The following is a 22,170-nucleotide window of genomic DNA, read 5'->3' as shown; positions in this document are numbered from 1 at the left end:
TATTTAAAATTTATAAGATATTTCAATAGCCTTAAACTCACCTAACAATCTGATTAATGATTAAATTTTACAAAACAATTTCACATTAAAACATATACTTAAGCCCTAATTGAGCTTGTATATCATCAGAATTTTTCGCATTTCCTGCTACATCACCAAACATATTCCATTTAGAGTTGTTTGTTAGATAGTTGAATGTAATGCCATACAAGAAGTAATCCTTGTCGTAAGCAGGTGCTTGGTAGCTCACACCAACAGCATTATCTACGTTTGATACCAAGTTAACATTTGGTAAAGAGCGATCTACCGCATTAGCATATTCACCATAACCACCTAGCGCCAAGTTTTTAGTAACTTGATAGTCGAATCGAACACCTACGTGCAGTTTATTTTCTTTAGCTGTTACATCATCAACAGTAACACCCATTTCACTAGATTCATTAACCTTGTCCAAAGTAACACTGTTAAAGCTTAGTGCAGCATATGGGGATACAGACCATTGATTGTTAATGAAGCTATAACCTACTTCACCGTATACACCATACTTATCTAAATCAGATTTAGCATTGCTTTGCTCTGAATCCACACCGTTTGTTACGCTACGTTTAAATTCAACATCACCAAAACCATATTGAGCATTAGCTGCGAAATACAAGTCTGATGCGGTATTCCATTTACCATAAACACCAAAGGTAGTCAGGTCAGTTTCACTTGTACCATTTGATTCTGAAAACTTAGAGTCATCTTTGTAAGTTGAAACATAAGCACCTAAAATCGCATTATCAGCCACTTGGAAATCTGAACCAGCGGTCAAAGTTGAGATTTCTGAATCAACCTTATCCCATCCTTTAGCTTTTGTAGAAGTCTCCTGATAAGCGCCATTTACCCACGCACCTGTTACACCTTGTTTAGATACTTGGAATGCACGTTGAGCGACTTGTGCATTGGTCATTGCATCGTTGTGCAATAATACAGATGGTGTTTCCGCAAATAACGCCCCCGCATTAGTATTCAAGACAGCTTGTGCTTGCTCAGCAGTCACCGCTTGCTGTACTTTCGCTACATAGCTGGTTAATTCAGTTGATTCACCATTCACAGCTTGCGCATTCGCTTTAGCCATAAGTTGGTTAACTAAATCACCAGAAGCATTAGACAGACCACCGTTCAAAGTACCTGCTACTTTAGCATCTTTTAACTGAACATCTACTGAATAAGTATTAGCATCCTTAGTGGTTTCACCGATTTGAAGGAATGCACTATTAGCAGCAACCGTATTAAAATCACCTGTAATAGAACCTGCTTTAATTACATCATGTTTACCAGCAGTAACCATTTTTTGATCTTGAGCAGTAACTTCTAACGCACCATCTAGATTAGCAGCACCAGTAACAGTTAAATAGTGTTCCAATCCATACACTAATTTTGCTTGTTCATACTGATTGTAGTCACCAGCAATAGTTAAGCGACCCTTTTCCGTTGAAACAGTACCACCATTATCAACAGCACCCACCTCACCAGCACCTGTTAATAAACCTGTGCTGTATACAGACGTTAATGGAGATTTAATACTACCATTCACACGTAATTCACCATCACTTACAACAGTATTACCAGAGAAAGTATTATTGCCACTTAGTACCAATGTACCCTTACCACCTTTTACTAACCCTGCATCACCAGTGATGTTGTTAGAGAAAATAGCTAGACCTGAATCAACTTCTGCATTAAAGGTTTCACCAAAAATTCGGCTGAACATTTCAGGGCCTTTCAAAGCTGAAGCTTGATTAAAATAACCCCAACCAAAAGTTTCATTAAATAATTTTTGGTCTGAACCATCATCAACATAATCAGCAGTAGTCAAAATAGTTTGACGCACTTGGTCGGCTGTCATCCAAGGATATTTAGACCAAATTTGAGCAGCCAATGCAGTAATTTGCGGTGCAGATGCAGATGTACCGACAAAAACAGCATTACCGTTTAAACTTTCGCTATAAACAGGAACTTCAAAGTCAGCAGCCACACACCAACGAGCAGCACCAGCACAAGCATTTGCACCCGTACCATCTTTTGCACGGTAAAGAGCTTTTTTAGTAGAATCCACACCAGTTACAGCTAAAAGCCCCTTCTCAATACCTTCACCCCCAACAAAAGTTGGAAGCAAAGCTTCAATATTAGGCGTAAAAGAACCATCGTTACCTGTTGAGAAAACAATCAATGAACCACCATCTACCAAATTCATTGCATATTTAGTAAGTGTCTTCTGGTATTCAGGTTCAGCAGAACGAGTCCCAAATGAACCATTAAATAATTTCACACCATGCTTATCATGCAGGTCTTGCATAGCAAGGAGAGCGCCTGATGTATAACCTAGACCACCATTTTCATCCGAAGTTCGTGCGCCATAGATTTCGGCAATATCTTTAGCAGCACCTTCAGGAATATATTTGTATTCTGGATCGCCATTTTTCTTAGCAGCAATAACACTTGCAACCAAAGTACCATGATTATTAATACTTAAATCCTGAATATCAATTCCTGCGTTTGTGAGATCGGTAACAGTGATCTCACCTGCTTCATAATCTTCAATATATTGATAAACTTTTTTAACTGCATGCTCTAAGACTTCATTTTTACGAACACCAGAGTCAATAACACCAACTTTTACTTTATTTGCAGATGTATTAGGTTCTACAACATTAAAGTTTTCTTTTTTATACACGTAACTCTGTTCAGGAGTTGGCTCTTTACCACCTGAACCAGTGCCTGTATCTGAACCAGTACCTGTATCTGAACCAATACCTGTATCTGAACCAATACCTGTATCTGAACCAGTACCTGTATCTGAACCAGTACCTGTATCTGAACCAGTACCTGTATCTGAACCAGTACCTGTATCTGGATTCTCAACCCCACCCACTGGTGGTGTGGTTACATTTGGACCATTTGATGCAGAATTACCTCCGCCACCACCACAACCAATTAAAATGGAGGTTATTGCTACTGATAAAACCGTTTTTGTAAAGAAATTATTGAACACTCAACACCCCTATTTTTCAATTAAAATAAATATATAATTCTTTAAAACAAATATATAATTCTTTAAAACAAATATATAATTTTAATTATAATTAAAAAAAATCTTAGAACAATTATTCAAAAGTAGAATAAACCTCTTGTGTTAGTCAAAATTTAATCAGTGATAAGCGTTGATTTTTAAATAAATATCAAAGTCTAAAATAGTCAAAAATGATACTTTCGCGAGAGGTCTAATATTCATATAATTTATTTATAAGAAATCATGAAACTATTTTTAAAATTTATAAATATTTTGAATGCATGGCAGAGTAAAACTTGAAGTGCGACATAAACCACCTAATTAATTTAAAGGGTTTATGGAGTATAGGACTTACGCATTGACGGATTCAAAAAAGTATTAAAATACTTTATAAAGTATCTGTGATCAGACGAATTAAAAATGCTTCTACAGCAACTTGTACTCTACCCATTTATATGGGCTTTCTCATGACAGAACCGAACTCTATTAGCTGCACACAACTTGCCGAGACTTATAACATCTCGCATGATAGTGTAAATCGCTTTCTGAAGCGTGAAGACTACACACCTCTCGACCTATATCAAGAAGCAACTCAACATATTGAAAAGTTTCAAGTAATAGGTGTGAAATTCTATTCGAATGCCATGGATAACGAAAACTAAGTTTCTGTCGCCAGATACCAATTTTTCCAAGAACTGGTTCTACGTACTTTAATTGGTACAGTTGGAATCAATTTTTCTTTTAGAACCTCCGTTTGTCCCACGGCTTTGGCAAGTCGAGCTTTCACAGAATGAATGCATTCCCGATCTCCAAATTCACAGCGGTTTAAGGTAGTTGAATAGCCACCAAAATTCTAGACACACATAACCATCTTTTGATGGGCCTTTTCATAATCTAATGGAGAACGTTGTCCATTGGAACCATGTCTTCGTTTTGAGTTATAAAACATTTCAATATATTCAAATATATCCGCTCGAGCATCTGATCTCGATACGTAAATTTTCTTCTTAATACGCTCCCGCTTCAGCAACTGAAAGAAGCTCTCAGCAACAGCATTATCATGACAGTTTCCTCTGCGACTCATACTACATTCCAGATTGTGTTGTTTAATGAATGCTTGCCATTCATGGCTGGTGTATTGGCTGCCTTGGTCAGAGTGGATCAGAACTTTATTCTGTGGTTTTCTCCGCCATAGTGCCATCAATAATGCATCTAAAACCAGATCTGTAGTCATTCTCGATTTCATTGTCAACGGCATTCTAAAATTGACCCCTTTTACCTTACAAATGGCAAAGTAAAATTGACCCCTTTGATCTCGTATTAAGTTTCAACCTGGGGCTGAATCCCAATTCTTTTTTTACCCTTCAAACGATAACTCTCACCCGATATTTGTACCACATGACAGTGATGTAATAGCCGATCTAACATCGCAGCGGTCAACGTGACATCATCCGCAAATGACTTAGACCATTGGCTAAAGGGTAAGTTACTCGTCAATATCGTACTGCCTTTTTCATAACGCTTGGCAATCACGTTAAAGAACAGATTCGCTTCTTCACGTCCAAAGGGCAAATAACCAATTTCATCGATAATCAGTAATTTTGGGGCGAGTATCACCCGTTGCATATAGGTTTTCAATTTACCTTGCTGATAGGCTGTACTCAGTTGCAGCATTAAATCCGCTGCGGTAATGAACTTGATCTTAATGTTGTTCATGATGGCCTTATAGCCTAATGCCATAGATAAGTGTGTTTTTCCTACTCCGCTAGCCCCCAGAAACACCACATTTTCTGCTCTAGCAATAAAGCTCAGATTGAACAGTTCAATCACCTGTGATTTAGGGGCCCCTAGGGCATAATTAAAATCATAGTCTTCCAGGGTTTTGACTTGAGGCAGGCCTGAGAGTTTCATCAGTACCTGCTGACTGCGCTGTTGCCTGGCAGCATATTCATGCGTCAAGATCGCTTCAACAAAGTCGGCATAACTTCCATCTTGACCTAATGTTTGTTGTGCATGATGTGACCATTGTGATGCGATGGCAGGCAGATTGAGCTTTTGGCAAAGCTGCTCTATACGGTCGTATTGCAGATTCATCAGGAAACTCCTAGCAACTGATCATATACCGATAAGGGATGCTGCAAACTCTCGTAGGGCATGACATGCTGTGCTGCTGCAACAGGTACAGTGCTAGAACCTGTATCTGATTGCGGTAATGGCGTAAATTTTTGCTGCTCCTGTTGCAGTCGAACAGCCGGTTTTTCTTGCGTGGTGGCATGAATCCGCTGATTGGCGGTTTCATGCAGCCACCGGCCAATGTGGGCATTGGCGACATCAACATCTAACAGTAAACCCGAAGTCTTCAGGCTTGCTTTCAATGGCACAATAAAGCTTGATTTGAGGTATCCATTAAAGCGTTCAACTTTGCCTTTGGTCTGTGCACGGTAGGGCTTACATACGCGAGGACGAAAGCTGTATTTCTTGGCGCAGTCGAGCAGTTTGGGATTCCATTTATGCTGCCCCTCCTGATAGGCATCCCGTTCAATCATGATCGTTTTAGCGTTATCAAACAGGATTTCCTGAGGTACTCCTGCAAAGAACTGAAATGCATTTTCCAGACCATCGATCCATGCATCGGTACGTTCATGATCATAAAATTTCACGAAAGTCGCTCTGGAATACCCTAATGTTGCGACAAAGGCTTTCAAAGTCGTGTTGTTGCGTCGAATCGTGGTGAAATCCACTTGCATTTGTTGGCCAGGTTGGGTTTCAAAACGAATGATCGGTTCCGGTTGAGCAACTGGTTTTAATGTTGCAAGATATTCCCTCAAGATCCTGATCTTTCCTGGATATCCCAACCCTAAAATTTCCTGGTAGAGCACGACAGCAGGAATCCATTCAGGATGAGCTGCGTTTACACGTTGGAGTAAATAAGGTTTATATGGGTCAAGGATACTTATTCTAGGCTGTATACGCTGATACTGAGGTGTGGTGTTTTGCCGTAAATATTTACGTACGGTATTTCTGGACACCCCCAGTTCACGACTAATGGCTTTAATAGATTTACCTTGTTGATGAAGTATTTGGATTGTCACTGCTTGCTCCAAAGTTAACATGTTGAGCAGTCCAAAATGACCGCTATATTAACCAAGGGGGTCAGTTTTTAAATGCCATTAGGGGGTCATTTTTACACTGCCGCTAACATCATAGACCAACCAACAACAAGACGTGAAAATAAATCAATTACCACAGCAAGATATAACCAACCTTCATGTGTGCGAATATAAGTAATATCAGTCACCCACCGCTGATTAGGCTGAGTTGGATTAAACTGTCGTTCTAAGGTGTTTGCGGAAACAATACTTGGCGTACCTGCATAAGCTCTAGGCTTGCGATAGCCGCGCTGTGATTTAAGCCCATCCGCTTTCATTAACCGATGTACCCGGTTGATACCGCAATTTTCGCCAGCGTCTTTCAAATCACAGTGAATCTTGCGATAGCCGTAGACTCCTCCAGATTCCAGCCAAAACTGTTTAATTAAGCCTGCAAGCAGTTGCCGTTTCTTTGTGGTTTTACTCGTGGGTTGCTTTAACCATGCGTAATAACCACTGTGATGAACATCTAAAGTCGAACATAAACGACGAATAGGCCATATGTGCTTATTGTCCTGAATAAAGGCATACCTCATTTGGACTGGCTTGCGAAGTACACCGCGGCTTTTTTTAATATGTCCCTTTCTTCGGTAACCCGTTGCAGCTCCTTTTTTAGCTTTGCCAATTCTGAAACTGCATCCCTAGAGTCTGTGATTTTAGGTTCCTGAGGATCATAACGCTTGATCCAGGCATACAGACTATGCGTGGTTGTACCTAAACGTGTGGCCACTTCAGATACACTATGACCTTTTTCAGTCACTTGCTTTACTGCTTCAATTTTGAATTCTTCAGGATATCGTTTGCTACTGCTCATAAACACCTCGTTAATTAGCCATTTTATCTAACTAAAAGGTGTCTACAAAATCGGTGGCTATTCAGTTTCTGCTTATTAATGAATTATATCTATTAAAATCTGAAGCTCAGTCAACTTAGCAAGAATGGTTGTCCAAGTAGTTATTATTTCTATATCTCAACTATAATTTATCTATTAATTTATTAATCCAACTTGGCTTTTTAACTCTCAAAAATGTCTGAAAATCCTCTTCACCCAACGCTTCTTTTAATTTGTTAATCATTTCCAAATCAACCACCTTAGGGCCAAGAAAATAAAGTGCTGATACACCCCAACCAACTCTTTCATGAGGATACTGAAATACATCATGACAACGAGTATGAATCAGTCTCACAGTATGGCCAAAGTAATGGAATTCACGAGATTTTTTATTGGTGTAGAAAACATCAATCACAGGTACTTGAGTACTTAACCCTAAACGATTCGCTGAAACTCCACCATGCTCCTGAAACTTCTCACCTGTACGTTTAGATAAAGCTTTTAGTGCAAGCTGTATATCAGGACTCAATATTCTTTTTGGAAAAAATTTGTTTATTTGTACTTTGTAATAAATGTTAGGAAAGACCATTAGGACTTCGCCTTTTTTGATAACGTTTCTTAATATCCATTGCAGCTTTTTATCACGTACATCGACACTGAAATCCAAAATTGAGAATAAAGTCCCTTCCTCAAATTTTGCATACTCTTCCAGTACAAGTGTCTCTTCTTTAGAAGACTTCACAAAGGCAAACTCACTTTTTTATATAATCAGATAATTAATATACTTACAAAGTACTATCCAAACTTTAGGTGATCACCAAAGCAACCACCTTTAATTGATAAAAAGCAGTTAGACAAATTTATTTGCCCTTCGATAATCATCCCATTTAAATTCTAGAACAGTAACCCTATCTTCATTAAGTCGTGACCATAACCTAAAACCTAAAGTATCGATAAGTTCATCTTCTTTTAGATTAGAAATAATAATCGTGGGTTTATTTAAATCATAACGCTTCAAAAGTACCTTATCGACATAATCCTTATGATGCTCTTTTTGATCATATAAACCATATTCATCTACGATAAGAAGATCATAACTTGATATCTTCTCGATTTCTTCAGTTTCAAAAAATTCTTCATTTCCCCAATTCTCAACAAATAAACACCCCAAATCAAAACTTTTCATGAATTTGACACTTATACCAGCTTCATTAAGTTCCTTTGCCATAGCACAAGCTAAATGTGTTTTACCTGTCCCTTCTTTGCCAATTAATACTAAATTTTGATAATTTCTTTCTTTAAAATTATTTGTTAGATCAACCATTGTATTTAATACTTCTTTTTGAGACCTATAGGTAAGATTATAATTATCAAAAGAAGCATTAATATGTCTTTTAGGAATACCGATATCCATAAATTCAACGTGTTTTCTCCTTCTTAAAAAATCTTCAGATGGTAGTGAATATTTAGGTCTTTCATTATTTTCTTTTTGAATACACTCTTTACAATAATGGATAGGCCCAAATTTACTCATAGGAATATGGTGAATATCACAATACGTATCAAGTGTTTTGATTAAAGTATTCATTTTCATCACTCCTACAACTTCTCAAGATTTTCATCTTTTTTCCAAGGGCTTTCCCCTTTTCGTTTTACTTCTTGCTTTTTATCATTTATTTTCTCCTTTTGATTTGTTATCCAAGAAATAAATTTCCCCATAAGTTCTGTACCATCAAGCTTTCCTTTAATAATTTGTAATCGATAATAAGCCAAAAATTCAGGTTTCCTTTTTTTAAAATCAGTATCTGTGATAGTTGGTAATCCTGATATTTGGAGATATTGATTTACCGTATCAATTGTTGGGTTCCATAATTTTAATAAATCTTCAACTGAACAAACTTCTAAATTTAATTTTTGGTTCTTGGATATTGGTTGCTGGATCTTGGATCTTGGATCTTGGTTAGGATCATCTGATGAACATCCGTTATTCTGTTGTTCATCAGATGACTGATGTTGACCTTTCCTTTTCGCAGCAGAAGCCTTTCCAGCTTTAGATAGATTAAATAGCTTTGCTCGATACTCCTCGAGTTCCTTGTCACACCTCCTGTTATGATAGTTACCATCTCGCAATTCAAAAAATTCATCAAGGATACTCATTGTAATATTTTTTTCTTCTTCACTTTTACATAGAATTTTTCGGAAAATTCTATCAAGCTCATCTGCAGAAATCGGTTTTTCAGTTTCATAATAAATATCTAATAAATCTCGATATATTGCTCTCTCGATAATACTTAGATGACGGGTTGAACTATTAAAATCACCAATGTGAAAATTGAAATAATTCATTTTTTCTCTTTAACCTGTTAAATAAATTCTCTCAATATTAATCCATCTAAGAAAACGAAGATTGATTTCATATAAAAAATCGAAAAATTGTTTTTTATACTGTAGGAATTAAGAACAAACGGTAAATGTGGTAAATGTGGTAAATGTGGTAAATGTGGTAAATGTGGTAAATGTAGTAAATGTGGTAAATGTGGTAAATGTGGTAAATGTGGTAAATGTGGTAAATGTGGTAAATGTGGTAAATGTGGTAAATGTGGTAAATGTGGTAAATGTGGCAATATTTAAAAATCCTGTCAATTTCTAAATATTAACCAAAAAAAACTATTTCACTTTTCAATGAATTTTAAATAAAAATAATTGGCAATACATAATTCTGTGTATTAAAATTCATCCAAATAGGTAAAAAAATGAAAAATATTGATATCAATAATTTAAACCGTATCGCTTTAAAAATAATTGAATTATTTATTGAAGATGATTTAGATGAATCCTATATAAATGGAAAAATAAAAGATTTTAAAAAGCAAAATAGATATGAAACATTTTATTGGGCTTTATATAATTTAGATTCAATAAAAACACCTGCTTTATTAAGATATTTAGGTATTGACCAACAAGAATATCTAAATGCAAAAGAATTATTTAGAAAGCTTTAATTTTTAGACCTCTTGCGAAAGTATCATTTTTGACTATTTTAGACTTTGATATTTATTTAAAAAATCAACGCTTATCACTGATTAAATTTTGACCAAAGCAAGAGATCTTTTGTTAGTAAATAATTTTTAAGGTTTATATAAATGCAAAGGTAATCCCCCCTAAAAATAATTGAGTTTAAAAGGGCTTTGTTGCACAAACCTATCTGTAAAGGCTTTTTCAGCGATATAATTTTCAAATGAAGAAGCCTACACATAAAATCTACCGCACAACCAATTGGCCCGCATATAACCGAGTACTCATGAGTCGCGGAAATATTGCCATTTGGTTTGATCCTGCTACGCAATGGTATGCTCCATCAAAAGGCAAACAAGGGCGAAATCAAACCTACTCCGACGCAGCTATCCAATGCTGCTTAATGATTAAATCCTTATTCCGTCTATCTTTACGTATGGTCACTGGCTTTGTGCAAAGTCTGATTGAACTTTGCGGATTAAATTGGACCGCACCAGATTACAGTACGCTTTGTAGAAGACAAAAGCATATTGATATTGCAATCAGCTACCAAAAAAGTAGCGAGGGGCTGCATCTACTTGTAGACTCTACAGGCATGAAGTTTCTAGGTGAGGGCGAATGGAAACGCAAGAAACATGGGGCTGAATATCGTCGCCAATGGCGTAAGCTTCACATTGCTATAGATGCTAAAACCCTGCAAATACGTGCAGTACAACTCACCACAAATAATGTCAGTGATTCTCAAGTACTCGAAGATTTACTTGCTCAAATTCCCTTGGATGAACCAATTGATTCTGTTTATACAGATGGTGCTTATGACACAAAGCACTGCCGACAAGTCATTTTAGATCGAGATGCACATGCGATCATTCCACCTAGAAAGAATGCAAAGCCTTGGAAGGATCAGCAGAACGAATTATTAAAGACAGTCAAACGGCTAGGCAGATCGCTTTGGAAAAAGTGGTCTGGTTATCACCGTCGAAGTTTGGTTGAAACCAAGATGCATTGCATCAAATTATTAGGCGATAAATTAACAGCGCGGAGTTTTCCAAGTCAGGTGAATGAGATCCATGCACGCATGGCAGTCTTGAATAAATTCACAGAATTAGGTCGCCCTCATACCCAAGTTGTCTCTTAAATTTGAGTAGCTTAAGGGAACTCAGCCTTTCAAACCTTTATGCAACAAAGCCTTTCATGAAATCTATATTGAGGTAGTTTTTACTTTCGCAAGAGGTCTAATATTTAGCTTTAAAAATACACATTTTATAGCTAGGATGATACTTTCTATTAAATGCTGATAAAACAAATTGAACTAAGGCTAGTTTGTAGTAACATATTGAAAAGTAAAAAATCTTTAAATCTTTATGTTTTTCAGTGAAAATATGCAATGAGGGGAATTTATGGCAAATTGGAAATACTTATCTGATGAAGAAAAGATAAATCATGAGTTATATAACAAAAGTTCCGCTTTTAAGTGGTTCTTGATTTACTTAATATTTCAGTGTTTTTTGGCTTTTGGCAGTGCGGCAGGTGCTTACGTTGATTATAGTTCCTCTTTGAGAGAAAACTATAGTCATCTAAACAGTTTGCCATCTGCAAATAGTTTTTTAGTCATGGTTATGATTCCAGTCTTAATTATGATTATTTTTTTATTATTGTTTCGCATATATGGAAAGAGTAAAATTACAGTAAAATTATTTGTTATATTTTTGATAGGTTATCCAATTTTTAATTTTATTTACAGTAATATTATGCTGAGTATTTTTAATATAACTTCGGGAGAAGTGATAATGAAAAGTTTGGCATTAATATTTTTATTTATTGTATATGGATTAATATTTTTAATATATACTTTTTTTTCAAAACCTTTTAATTTGCAGTATCTAAATAGAATCAAAGAATAATCTTATTTTAGCATTCTATATACATAATATTAAAAGAAGTGTAGATATTAAATTTACACTTCTTCCAAAATAAAATGGCTTTGTTGCACAAACCTATCTGTAAAGGCTTTTTCAGCGATATAATTTTCAAATGAAGAAGCCTACACACAAAATCTACCGCACAACCAATTGGCCCGCATATAACCGAGCACTCATGAGTCGCGGAAATATTGCCATTTGGTTTGATCCTGCTACGCAATGGTATGCGCCCCTTCTAAGCTAGGTTTGTGCAACAAAGCCTTACCTCAATTAAAATCCCACATAAAACTTCTCAATCAACTGCCGTGTCTTGACCAGCAAGTTAGTGAAGACATTATCCCGTTCAAAAAGTTTTACTTTATAGTTCGGTAAGTCCTTCAACTCTTCCTTACGTGGCAGCCGCTGAGTGAACTCATAATGTTCCAGCACATCTTTCATCACTTCAGGCTTTAGATTTTCCTGTTCACAAAGCTGCTGGTAAGCCTGTTCTTTTTCTATATCCCAAAATTGTGCAAAGGCATCCTGTACGCTTTGGCCGTTGATCATCTTCGGCATGTTTTCTTCAATGAATTTTTGAATCAGGCCTTGCTTATCGTGCAAGCTAATATCGCTACTGATTAAGTCATAAATTTGCGCTTGGTACTTCTGACGTTTGTCCTCTGAGTCTGTATCAACAACAAGCTGTAGCAGGTTGATGATATAACCAACATTAATGCGATCACTATGCAGTAAATCCAGTTGAAAATCGACATCATCCAGCACCGATACTTTTTCTTTCTTGGTGGTCTTTCTAACGGCACGGCATAGGTCAGCATACTTGGAAGCAAAGTTGGCAAAGTGCTGTTTATCTAATGCGGTTTGATCCTGGTCATATTCAATAAAAGTTTGTAATTGCGCGTTGTAGCGCATCACTTCACGGAAAGCTTTAATAAATTCCAATTGCTGTTCTTCAGTAACAAGATCATCGACTGATTGGTAATTGGGCGTTAAGGCAAACAGTTTGCTCACCGCTGCTTGATAATCCTGTTCAATTTCCGCATAGCTAGGAACAAGTACAATTTTGGTCGTTTCTTTATTGGAAAATAGCGCCAGCGCTTCATCTGTGGCGCGTTTCAGATTGCGGAAACAGATGATATTGCCAAATGGTTTTTTATCATTGTAGACACGATTGGTACGAGAGAATGCTTGAATCAAGCCATGATATTTTAGGTTTTTATCGACATACAAGGTATTTAACGGCTTAGAGTCAAAGCCCGTGAGGAACATATTGACCACGATTAGAATATCAATCTGTCTGTTTTTTACGCGCTGTGCAATGTCGCGGTAGTACGCATAAAATTGATCACCAGAATTGTAGTTGGTTTTAAACTGTCGATTGTAATTCGCAATGTAGCGATCCAGCTTATCCCGACTGGATGAATTGACCTGAGTTGGAATATCTGCGGCTTCTTCATGAATTAAGCCATTTAAGTCATCAGTCGGTACAGCCTCATTTGCCGCATAAGAAAAGATAGTGGCAATGGTCAACGGTTTAAATATCCGACCTTGTGCTTCATCTTCAATTTGCTTTTCAGCCTGCACCTTTTCAAAGAGGTCGTAATATTGGGTCAGTGTTTCGACCGAACTGACACAGAACATTGCGGTAAATTCACGATTACGGGTTTTGGTATCGTGGATATTGACAATGTAGCGGGCAATCATTTCTAGGCGTTGCGGGTTGTCATACAGTTCTTTGGTATCGATGCCTTCTACATCTTCCTCATAACTTTCATTCGTCGCCATGCCTTTGGCGGTGTATTTGCCACGATAATCAATCTGGAACTGCAAGACGTTACGATCACGGATGGCATCGACAATCACGTATTTATGCAAACACTCATTAAACAGGTAATCTGTGGTGAGTTTTAAACCTGCTTTGCTTTGGCTGTTCTTTTCAAAAATAGGCGTACCGGTAAAACCAAACATCTGTGCATTGCTGAAGAATTTTTTGATGTTCTGATGAGTCTCACCAAATTGACTGCGATGACATTCATCAAAAATAAAGATCACTTTTTTATTTTTAAGATAATCAATCGATTCTAAATAACGTTCAGTGCTGATGGCCCGATTGAGCTTTTGGATGGTGGTCACAATCAGTTTGTCATGACGTTGATCGAGCTGTTTTACCAAGGTCGATGTGTTATCGGTGCTGTCGACGCTGTCGGCTTTAAAAGCATTAAATTCGCGTGAGGTTTGTGTGTCGAGGTCGTTACGATCCACCACAAACAGGACTTTTTCCACATCAGGCATTTGCATGATGATCTGACTGGCTTTAAATGAGGTCAGGGTTTTGCCTGAACCTGTAGTGTGCCAAATATAGCCGTTCTGATCGGAGTTTTGCACATGCTGCACAATTTTCTGTACTGCATAAATCTGATAGGGACGCAGTACCATCAGGCTTTTGGTGGTTTCTAGCAGCACCATGTACTGGGTCAGCATTTGGGTTAGATGCTGCTGATTTAAAAAAGCTTCGGCAAAGTCGACAATTTCATTGATGTGTTTGTTGCTGACATCGGCCCAGGGAAAGGCAAACTCAATGCCTGTGGTGCCGTTGGAGTAATAACGGGTATTGGCACCATTACTAATGACAAACAGCTGAATAAAACCAAACAGCCCTTGCCCTGCCCAATAGGCTTCACGAATATAACGTTGGGTTTGATTGAAAGCTTCGGCAATTTCCATGCCGCGTTTTTTCAGCTCGATCTGTACCAAAGGCAAACCATTGACCAGTAAGGTCACATCAAAACGGCTGGTACGGCCATTATAGTCGCGGTGATCGATGGTGATTTGATTGGTGACCTGATAAATATTTTTGCTAGGATCATCAGACAGGAAAAAAAGGTGTTTACTGGTCCCATCATCAAATTTGACTGGGAACAGATCACGCAGATTCTTGGCGCGTTCAAACACGGTGCCCGTGTTCAAAAAACTGATGACCTGTTTCCATTCCGTTTCTGACAGTGGCGCAAGTCCATTGGCACGTTCGACTTGGTTTTTTAGGTTAGACAGTAGTTGGCTTTCGTCCTTGATGGTCACCGCAGCATATCCCAATTGCTTGAGCTGGCTAATCAGTTCATTTTCAAGTTGATATTCGCTTTGTACTGTCATTTCACCATCACTTTAAATCAATATTTAACAACAACTTAACCAATACAATAACTAAGCATAGTTTTAGCTATTTATCAAATTTTAGACTCTATTTAAACAAAATCTGTGCAACGCATATTTTTCATTAATCTCATTTAAAGACTTGATAAGAGGAATACCACATAGAAAACTTTTAAAGAATCAGTGCATTAATCTCAAAAACTGAGGATTATTCACCTTCATTTGCAAATTGTTTTTATATTCTTCAATTGTTCCTCGAGCACAGAAACGCTTACCTACCATGCCATCAATACGACCGAAGCGCTCTTCAAACCATTTGTAGTTATTGTCCCAAACTAAAAGCGTCAACGTTTGATTCGGATACATTCGATCAAGATTTAAATAATGCCGATTTTCTAAATGCTTAATCTCAGCTAACTGCCCACATGCCATCACGGTCTTACCAACATGGAATGGAGCTTTAATTGCCTCAATTTTAATTTCCTGCGAAAAAGCATTTAAGCTCGCCATAGACAACAAAGAAGTAATTAATATTTTTTTTAGCATAGGGAACACCTTAAGTATTTAATAGCTTGAAATCTGATTTTCAACAGAGCGAATCACAATTTGAGGAACACCTTTATAGCTTTCGATTAAGCCAGTGATACAAATATTGCTACCCTCTGATGTCGGCATGATGTTGTTTGACCAAATTACTGCACTGAATTTATGTTTTGGATATATACCTCCAAAATTTATATACGTTGCTTTTGATGTTTGTGAAATTTGACTCACTTCACCACACACAGTCGTACTTTCTCCAATATGTGCATCTGCTTCATATACTGAAATTTGACCAGATGTCGATAAATTTGTATCGTCTATATTGCCTTCAAATGGATTTAAAACAGCCTGTCTTGGCTCTTCAATTTTAGGTTGATCAATTGGTTTAGTAGTTGATGCTGTATCAGTTTCTATTTGTTGCTCATGCACATTCGATGGCGTAAATCTTTCTGGCAAGTCTTGATTTTGTTGACTGTCCACTGGCAATTGTCGTGTGGCATCTGCTATTTCTTCTGCGTTAAGAAGTATGTGATCTTCTCTAGCAACTGGAGATTCATTGTTTGAAAATAAAATATAGCCACCAATAAAAATTATCAAACCAATCAAGCTAACAATTACAGCCTTATATTGTTTATTCTTGCGAGTCTGTTCTTGGTATATAGGATCAAGACCTGCTTGCTTTCTAAACTCTAATTCTTGTTCAGCCTTCTTCCTCTGTGCTTCTAGCGCAAACTCATCTTGTTTTTTCTTTTGTTCAAGATCGTATCGCTCTTTTTCTTTCACCTTCTGATAGGTTTCTGAAAAGAAATTACAAATACTTAAAACAATCCCGATAGCAACTAAGCCAGCAAAAAAAATTATGAAAGCAATCATTAAATATCTCTTTACACGATTTGATCCAATGAGCCTAGAATCATCTGAGGTTTGCCTTTGTAATTCTCGATCATCCCTTTTACACAGAGTGTATTATTTTCTACATTTCGCAGTTGTTTGCTGATGTGAGAGTTATTATTCCAAATGACTACTGTAAATGTTGCTTTTGGATAAGGTTGATCAAAGTTCAAATACACCCCTTTTGAGAACTCTTTTAATTGGGCTACCTTACCGCATACTATTCGATTTTGACCAATATACATACTAGCTTGAATAGATTGAATATGATTAGTACTTGAAGTTGAATTTTGATCTGCCTGAACATCTGATGAAAGATAACTAGATGAAACTTGCTGTGTTATGGGTATATTTTCAGCAGATTGTGAGGTTGATTTTATATATAACACTGCGCCTAGCGCAATAGAGGCAACAAGACCTACTCCGATATAAATCTGTTTTTTGATTTCATTTTTAACTGAGCCAAGCTCTTGTGTTTGCCTTCCTTTCATCTCTGAAAGTTCTTTTTGTACATTTTGTAGTTCTTGTAAATGATTTTGTTTAAATGCATCTATACCTTTTCTGACATTGCTTAGCTCATTTGAAACATCTGAATGATTTAGTGAATTATTTGTAGTTTGCTGTTTTTCATAATTGGCTATTTTAGCTTCATATTCAGCGATCAGCACTTGAATCTGTTTTTGTTTAGATTGTTCAGTAATTTGATGGCTCACTTGAGCTTGTAATGCTTTACGAATCTCAAGGATCACTTGTTGCTGTTGTTGAAATGCTTTTTTATTGGTATAGCGTAAGACAATTCCAAATTGTTGAATTAAATCATTCTGACGCTCGAGAAAGTCGTTAAACTTTTCATACCCCTTATTATTGATTTTTGCGTAACCGTCCAACTCAATTGGCAATTGATAGCCTTTGCTTTTATTAACGATCATGAAATCAATATACCGATTACCAGATTTATTATCTTTAAATGGATACTGAGCGATAACATCATCGGGGGAGATTTCTGGCATTTGACTTAAAATTTCATCTACAAATTTTTCTTCATACCCAACAATATGCTTAATCTTGTCTCTATTTTCATATTTCCACTTTTGCCAGTCCAACATTCCACACCCATACAAAAAAATTAAAAAACTCTAAAGCTTAAAATTCACACAAACATCTGCTGCAACAAGCCTTTTTTCCAAGTTTTCGCTTGTTCAATTTGTTGTGCCACGACTTCAATTTTTTGATCAATGGCAGATAAGAAATTGGCGATTTTAGTTTGTTCCTCTAAGCAAGGTAATTTAATTTCCATTTTTGAAATCATATCCATACGAACAGAATCTACAGAATTTTTTGCCGATAATCTCTTCACTCGATCATAAAAATAATTAGAAAAATAAATATATAGATACCTACCTACAAGCCTTTCAGAAAACTCGTATAGACAATATACACGTTGATGAAAATCAAATTTACCATTGATGTAATGATAGTTTTTCCCAACGCCAACACCATCACCAGAAGTCAAAATTGCTTCACAATCCATACTGTATGAATTAATTTTTTCAACAGTTTGAGATCGCACAAAAAATGGATACAACCCATCATCTACTTTATTTTGTGTGTCTTTGTTTCCAGTAGTAATTTTGCACTCATTACCAATATATGAATTTACCCACTCCCCAAACTCACTACCATCATCCGCTTTAAAACGAAGCTGCTGGCTAAACAGCTTTTGCATCATGCCTTGTTTATATTGGCTCAACAGCTCATGTTTTTGCGTGAGTTGACTGATCTTTTCATCCACGTTCGATAGAAAAGAAGCGATTTTGGTTTGTTCTGCTTTTGCAGGAGTCATCAAACTTACATCACATAAAATTTTCTGAGAAATATTTGTCTGCGATTTTGCTAATCCTGAAGTTTTAGATTGAAGCTGATTTTGACATTTTACAGATGACAGGCTAATTCCTAAAAATTCAGGATTATTCTCATTATTTGCTTTCAATCTAATTAACTTATCGGAAATCATTAATTTCGAGCGTACATTATGTGGAACGACTGCCACTACACCTACACGTTCAGTTGGGCCAGCTCGAGTAACCAAAATATCGTTAGGCTTTACCTCAATCTCAAATCTAGCTTCTAAATTAGATGGAAGTTTTTTATTAAAATTAGCCTTAAAGCCATCCCAATCTACTGATGTGGTTTTTAAAACAGCCCACTCATTCTCATCAGCAGGATAACTTTCGCATTGAGGACTCCAACCTGAATCAATTGAATCTATACAATCTTTTAATTTTGATTCAGACCAATCCCCATCAAACTCTTTAAATCTTAACTTTGGCGTAGCCATTACTTCACCTCCGCAAAAGGTGAAACAATGCCTAGCTCTTTGCAGAAATCTGCAATGATGGCATCGGTCTTTTGACTGTCTTGTTCCAAAGCTTGAAGCTGTTTTGCAATCGCATCTAAATCAATCTCGGCTTCCGCTTCAAAAGTATCCACATAACGCGGAATATTCAGGTTGTAATCGTTATCTTTCACTTCTTGCAAAGTCGCCACATGCGCATATTTTTCAATATTTTCACGCTGTTCAAATGCCGCAACAATCTTATCCAAATGCTCAGGCAATAACTTGTTTTGGTTCTTCTGCTTTTCAAAATCATTGCTGGCATCAATAAACAGAATATTACCGCTCTGCTCACGATTTTTCTTCAACACCAAAATACAGGTCGGAATCGAGGTACCATAGAAAATATTGGCAGGCAGACCAATAATTGCATCCACCACGTTCAACTGTTCAATCAAATACTGACGAATCACGCCCTCACTGGAACCACGGAACAAGACGCCATGCGGTAACACCACCGCCATCGTGCCATTGTCATCCAGTTGATACAGCATATGCTGTACAAAAGCCATATCAGCTTTAGAACTTGGCGCCAGTTTGCCATACGCGGCAAAGCGTTCATCTTGTAAAAATAACGGATCGGCAGACCATTTTGCAGAAAATGGAGGATTCGCTACCACCGCATCAAACTTTTTATCTAAATGTTGCGGACGGGTTAAAGTATTTTCCTGCTTGATGTCGAACTTGGCAAAATGCACATCATGCAGAATCATGTTCATGCGTGCCAAGTTGTAGGTGGTACGGTTCATCTCCTGACCGTAAATCATGTCGACATCTTTCACTTCACGTTTTACCCGAAGCAATAACGAACCTGAACCGCAAGTCGGGTCATAGACTGAACGTAAACGGTCTTTGCCTTGGGTGACAATCTTTGCCAGTAAAGTCGATACCGTTTGCGGGGTATAGAATTCCCCCGCTTTTTTGCCCGCGCCTGAGGCAAATTCGCCAATCAGGTATTCGTAGGCATCGCCCAGTACATCGGCTTCGGTATTACTAATATCAAAATCAATATCATCTAAATGACTCAGGACTTTCGCCACCAGTGCATTACGGTCGCTGGCATTATTGCCAAGCTTGGTCGAGTTTAGATCTAAGTCTTCAAACAGGTTGGCAAAGTCATCGGCAGAGTCGGTGCCTAACGTGCTTTGTTCAATTGATTTTAAGGTCGCAGTTAAATCATCCAAAATGAATTCGCCCTGACGACCACGCTCGGCTAAGGTATGGAATAGCTGTTTGGGTGTAAGCGCATAACCCACTTCGGCAATGGCATTCTTTTTAATTTCTTCGATGTACGGCACATGCTCAGCATTATTTTCATCTAATTCTAAAAAGCTGACCTCCTCACCATCGAGCAATTCATTGGCAAAGTTCACCGATTTTTCTGATAAATATTTAAAGAAAATAAAACCCAGAATGTAATCACGGAATTCATCGGCGCCCATGGTGCCGCGCAAAGTATTGGCAATATTCCAGAGTTGTTTTTGTAGCTGTTGCAGTTGCACCTGGGTCATTGTTATAGAATTCCAAATAAGTAAATCATTAATCAAGTGATTTTACCTAAAATTCTAAATTATGCAGCAGTAAAAAGGTGGACAAGGACATGAATTGTCGTGGTCAAGCGATGTAATCTGTCAATTCAGGCGCTAGATAGAGACATAATCTAAACTATATAGCAGCCTACTCCAGTAATCTTCACTACAGAAAAACAGAGGTGGATCAGGAAATTTGAACAACAACTATAAGTGATATTTTGCTCCTCGAATGATGTTATAAGCATCGGTATAAGCAGTATTTTATGGCACGTAGACCAAGAAGAAATCATTCAAAGATTTTAAAGCTGCTGCTGAAAGTCTCCCGTGGTTGTATTACTATCCCCCAAAACCTGTGAGTGCATCAGATCTGAAGCTGATGCGCTGTATGGATCAATTACATATGCAATACCCTTTTGTAGGTAGCCGTATGATGCGCGATTTATTGAACCGTCAAGGACATCATATAGGACGACGTTATACACGTACTTTAATGAAGAAAATGGGCATTAATGCGTTATATCGTAAACCAAATCTAAGTAAGGCCAATCAAGCTCACCGTAAATATCCATATCTGCTCAAAGGATTGAATATTCAACTGATCGTACTTGACAGTTAGGCCAAATAATTAATTGTAAAGTCACATAGACATACCACAATCTGCATCATGATTTTTTACTTTTACTTTGTTGATTTCAGCTTTCATCGTATGCATACGCTGGAGTTCCAATTCGTATTCGTCTTTATATAATTCATATAAATTTTCTTGTCGGATGGTCTTCACTTTTTCAATTAAGGGCTTTATATCCAACTGATCAATCGGATCTGAACTATAAAGCTTCCAATGTGGGATTTGAGGCGTATCTTTAAGTTTCGTTCCAAATTTGGCATTGTAATCTTCATTAGACAGACAGGAAACTCGGTTAGGCACTTGAAGTTCAATATCGTATATACGAACTGTCTTCATCGGTGCATATAGTTCTAAAGACTCATTGATTAGTTTTTCGGTGAGTTGCCGCATGTGTCTAATTTGATGTCGTCCCAAACCCAACACATCAGCAGTAATCTTCTGTGCTCCGCCACGTTCAGGATTTTTAGGCCGGTATTGCCTAAAAAACAGCTCGGGTGGTCGTTCAAAATCATCAAGGGTTGTTCGTTCAGAATATTGTAAATGTAAATGAGGTTGATCATTCTCACCATCTAAAACCCCTTTGTGATTATGAATAGCACAGCTATATGGAAATTTAAATTCCTCACAAAAAGCATTTATTAAACTCTTTGATAATTCTATTCGCTGTTCAGAATTTAATTGCTTAGGTAAAGCAATAGTAATATGACTGGATGTACGACTATTATTTTTTTCATATTTATCAGCAGCAACCCAAAATCTATCCGGCTTATATTCTGCCCACTTAGGCATATTACCTGAGCAAACAAATTCAACTTCTTCATTTAACTCAATCTTGTTTAACTTAAAATGCTTAGTTCGAGTAATATAACAAAAGCCATTAAATGAACTTTTAGAACTCTGTTTACGATTATGTCTTAAATCAAAATAAAACATTTTTTATTAACTCTCTTATCAAAGAGTTAATATATTTTTAAATATTCTAATAATTTAATTTAAAAGAAAAAGTTCAGGAAAGTGGTTATATTTCTAAATAGGTTTTTCATGATTGATTCAGTAGCGAT

At 37.0% G+C, this 22,170-nt stretch carries 17 protein-coding genes and 6 pseudogenes; 7 read left to right on the top strand and 16 right to left on the bottom strand.

Annotated elements, in window-relative coordinates:
• Positions 1–85 precede the first annotated feature (85 nt).
• Positions 86–3,037 (bottom strand): S8 family serine peptidase, encoded by a 2,952-nt coding sequence (locus AC4MBN_RS03410; RefSeq protein WP_491880664.1) that lies wholly within the window; start codon positions 3,035–3,037, stop codon positions 86–88.
• A gap of 419 nt (positions 3,038–3,456) precedes the next feature.
• On the opposite strand from AC4MBN_RS03410, the pseudogene AC4MBN_RS03405 reads away from it, so the two are divergent.
• Positions 3,457–3,675 (top strand): annotated as a pseudogene (locus tag AC4MBN_RS03405) (IS701 family transposase); the annotation flags it as partial.
• 38 nt (positions 3,676–3,713) lie between these two features.
• Here the strand turns inward: AC4MBN_RS03405 and AC4MBN_RS03400 are convergent.
• The 8 genes and pseudogenes from AC4MBN_RS03400 to AC4MBN_RS03365 form a co-directional block, all read right to left on the bottom strand.
• Positions 3,714–3,890: pseudogene (locus tag AC4MBN_RS03400) on the bottom strand (methylenetetrahydrofolate reductase C-terminal domain-containing protein); the annotation flags it as partial.
• A gap of 18 nt (positions 3,891–3,908) precedes the next feature.
• A pseudogene (locus AC4MBN_RS03395) lies at positions 3,909–4,376 on the bottom strand (IS3 family transposase); the annotation flags it as partial.
• On the bottom strand, positions 4,376–5,149 hold the full coding sequence (gene istB, locus AC4MBN_RS03390; protein ID WP_160232339.1) for an IS21-like element ISAba8 family helper ATPase IstB: 774 nt from the start codon (positions 5,147–5,149) through the stop codon (positions 4,376–4,378). The gene istB and the pseudogene AC4MBN_RS03395, both read right to left, overlap by 1 nt.
• Entirely contained in the window at positions 5,149–6,168 is a 1,020-nt protein-coding gene (gene istA / locus AC4MBN_RS03385; protein ID WP_159153814.1) for an IS21-like element ISAba8 family transposase, read from the bottom strand. Before istA ends, istB begins: the two co-directional genes overlap by 1 nt.
• Positions 6,169–6,257: 89 nt before the next feature.
• Positions 6,258–7,018: pseudogene (locus tag AC4MBN_RS03380) on the bottom strand (IS3 family transposase); the annotation flags it as partial.
• A gap of 160 nt (positions 7,019–7,178) precedes the next feature.
• The gene (locus tag AC4MBN_RS03375) at positions 7,179–7,778 is read right to left on the bottom strand and encodes a DUF6088 family protein (protein ID WP_491880663.1); all 600 of its coding nucleotides are present in this window, start codon (positions 7,776–7,778) and stop codon (positions 7,179–7,181) included.
• A 108-nt stretch (positions 7,779–7,886) separates the two neighbouring features.
• On the bottom strand, positions 7,887–8,624 hold the full coding sequence (locus AC4MBN_RS03370) for an ATP-binding protein (RefSeq protein ID WP_075175388.1): 738 nt from the start codon (positions 8,622–8,624) through the stop codon (positions 7,887–7,889).
• Between the two features lie 11 nt (positions 8,625–8,635).
• Positions 8,636–9,382 carry a YdaU family protein gene (locus AC4MBN_RS03365; protein WP_491880662.1) on the bottom strand — a complete coding sequence of 249 codons (747 nt, stop codon included), beginning with the start codon at positions 9,380–9,382 and terminating at the stop codon, positions 8,636–8,638.
• A 136-nt stretch (positions 9,383–9,518) separates the two neighbouring features.
• Between AC4MBN_RS03365 and AC4MBN_RS03360 the strand changes: the two genes are divergently transcribed.
• The 5 genes and pseudogenes from AC4MBN_RS03360 to AC4MBN_RS03340 all read left to right on the top strand — a co-directional run.
• Complete coding sequence (locus AC4MBN_RS03360; protein WP_491880661.1) at positions 9,519–9,686, top strand: hypothetical protein; 168 nt, start codon at positions 9,519–9,521, stop codon at positions 9,684–9,686.
• 103 nt (positions 9,687–9,789) lie between these two features.
• Positions 9,790–10,038: a hypothetical protein gene (locus AC4MBN_RS03355; protein ID WP_491880660.1), complete on the top strand. Its 249-nt coding sequence runs from the start codon at positions 9,790–9,792 to the stop codon at positions 10,036–10,038.
• A 236-nt stretch (positions 10,039–10,274) separates the two neighbouring features.
• Entirely contained in the window at positions 10,275–11,189 is a 915-nt protein-coding gene (locus tag AC4MBN_RS03350; protein WP_491880659.1) for an IS5 family transposase, read from the top strand.
• Positions 11,190–11,451: 262 nt separating this feature from the next.
• Positions 11,452–11,955: a hypothetical protein gene (locus AC4MBN_RS03345; RefSeq protein ID WP_491880658.1), complete on the top strand. Its 504-nt coding sequence runs from the start codon at positions 11,452–11,454 to the stop codon at positions 11,953–11,955.
• A 130-nt stretch (positions 11,956–12,085) separates the two neighbouring features.
• A pseudogene (locus AC4MBN_RS03340) lies at positions 12,086–12,202 on the top strand (IS5/IS1182 family transposase); the annotation flags it as partial.
• 41 nt (positions 12,203–12,243) lie between these two features.
• On the opposite strand, the gene AC4MBN_RS03335 reads toward AC4MBN_RS03340, so the two are convergent.
• From AC4MBN_RS03335 to AC4MBN_RS03310, 6 genes are all read right to left on the bottom strand, one after another.
• Positions 12,244–15,120, bottom strand: a complete 2,877-nt coding sequence (locus AC4MBN_RS03335; RefSeq protein WP_491880657.1) for a type I restriction endonuclease subunit R — start codon at positions 15,118–15,120, stop codon at positions 12,244–12,246.
• Between the two features lie 180 nt (positions 15,121–15,300).
• A complete protein-coding gene (locus AC4MBN_RS03330; RefSeq protein WP_104498412.1) occupies positions 15,301–15,666 on the bottom strand; it encodes a hypothetical protein in 366 nt (121 codons plus the stop codon).
• An 18-nt stretch (positions 15,667–15,684) separates the two neighbouring features.
• A complete protein-coding gene (locus AC4MBN_RS03325) occupies positions 15,685–16,536 on the bottom strand; it encodes a hypothetical protein (RefSeq protein ID WP_491880656.1) in 852 nt (283 codons plus the stop codon).
• 11 nt (positions 16,537–16,547) lie between these two features.
• Positions 16,548–17,660, bottom strand: coding sequence for a hypothetical protein (locus tag AC4MBN_RS03320; protein WP_491880655.1), 1,113 nt, complete (start codon positions 17,658–17,660; stop codon positions 16,548–16,550).
• Between the two features lie 44 nt (positions 17,661–17,704).
• The gene (locus AC4MBN_RS03315; protein ID WP_491880654.1) at positions 17,705–18,892 is read right to left on the bottom strand and encodes a restriction endonuclease subunit S; all 1,188 of its coding nucleotides are present in this window, start codon (positions 18,890–18,892) and stop codon (positions 17,705–17,707) included.
• Positions 18,892–20,460 (bottom strand): type I restriction-modification system subunit M, encoded by a 1,569-nt coding sequence (locus AC4MBN_RS03310; RefSeq protein ID WP_491880653.1) that lies wholly within the window; start codon positions 20,458–20,460, stop codon positions 18,892–18,894. The genes AC4MBN_RS03315 and AC4MBN_RS03310 overlap by 1 nt, the downstream gene beginning before the upstream one ends.
• A gap of 329 nt (positions 20,461–20,789) precedes the next feature.
• On the opposite strand from AC4MBN_RS03310, the pseudogene AC4MBN_RS03305 reads away from it, so the two are divergent.
• Positions 20,790–21,076: pseudogene (locus AC4MBN_RS03305) on the top strand (IS3 family transposase); the annotation flags it as partial.
• A 42-nt stretch (positions 21,077–21,118) separates the two neighbouring features.
• Here AC4MBN_RS03305 and AC4MBN_RS03300 read toward each other — a convergent pair.
• Complete coding sequence (locus AC4MBN_RS03300) at positions 21,119–22,042, bottom strand: MobA/MobL family protein (RefSeq protein ID WP_004730533.1); 924 nt, start codon at positions 22,040–22,042, stop codon at positions 21,119–21,121.
• Between the last annotated feature and the right edge of the window lie 128 nt (positions 22,043–22,170).

This window comes from Acinetobacter sp. CAU_H_60, from assembly GCF_058599385.1.
Note: the sequence above shows the minus strand (reverse complement) of the source record. Positions and strands in the feature narration are given on the sequence as shown.

Bases quoted from the DNA above. Each gene is read 5' to 3' on its own strand.
- AC4MBN_RS03315 (WP_491880654.1), bottom strand. From the start codon at position 18,892: ATGGCTACGCCAAAGTTAAGATTTAAAGAGTTTGATGGGGATTGGTCT.
- AC4MBN_RS03330 (WP_104498412.1), bottom strand. From the start codon at position 15,666: ATGCTAAAAAAAATATTAATTACTTCTTTGTTGTCTATGGCGAGCTTA.
- AC4MBN_RS03310 (WP_491880653.1), bottom strand. From the start codon at position 20,460: ATGACCCAGGTGCAACTGCAACAGCTACAAAAACAACTCTGGAATATT.
- istB (WP_160232339.1), bottom strand. From the start codon at position 5,149: ATGAATCTGCAATACGACCGTATAGAGCAGCTTTGCCAAAAGCTCAAT.
- AC4MBN_RS03300 (WP_004730533.1), bottom strand. From the start codon at position 22,042: ATGTTTTATTTTGATTTAAGACATAATCGTAAACAGAGTTCTAAAAGT.
- AC4MBN_RS03355 (WP_491880660.1), top strand. From the start codon at position 9,790: ATGAAAAATATTGATATCAATAATTTAAACCGTATCGCTTTAAAAATA.
- AC4MBN_RS03320 (WP_491880655.1), bottom strand. From the start codon at position 17,660: ATGTTGGACTGGCAAAAGTGGAAATATGAAAATAGAGACAAGATTAAG.
- AC4MBN_RS03345 (WP_491880658.1), top strand. From the start codon at position 11,452: ATGGCAAATTGGAAATACTTATCTGATGAAGAAAAGATAAATCATGAG.
- AC4MBN_RS03365 (WP_491880662.1), bottom strand. From the start codon at position 9,382: ATGAATTATTTCAATTTTCACATTGGTGATTTTAATAGTTCAACCCGT.
- AC4MBN_RS03370 (WP_075175388.1), bottom strand. From the start codon at position 8,624: ATGAATACTTTAATCAAAACACTTGATACGTATTGTGATATTCACCAT.
- AC4MBN_RS03335 (WP_491880657.1), bottom strand. From the start codon at position 15,120: ATGACAGTACAAAGCGAATATCAACTTGAAAATGAACTGATTAGCCAG.
- AC4MBN_RS03350 (WP_491880659.1), top strand. From the start codon at position 10,275: ATGAAGAAGCCTACACATAAAATCTACCGCACAACCAATTGGCCCGCA.
- istA (WP_159153814.1), bottom strand. From the start codon at position 6,168: ATGTTAACTTTGGAGCAAGCAGTGACAATCCAAATACTTCATCAACAA.
- AC4MBN_RS03325 (WP_491880656.1), bottom strand. From the start codon at position 16,536: ATGATTGCTTTCATAATTTTTTTTGCTGGCTTAGTTGCTATCGGGATT.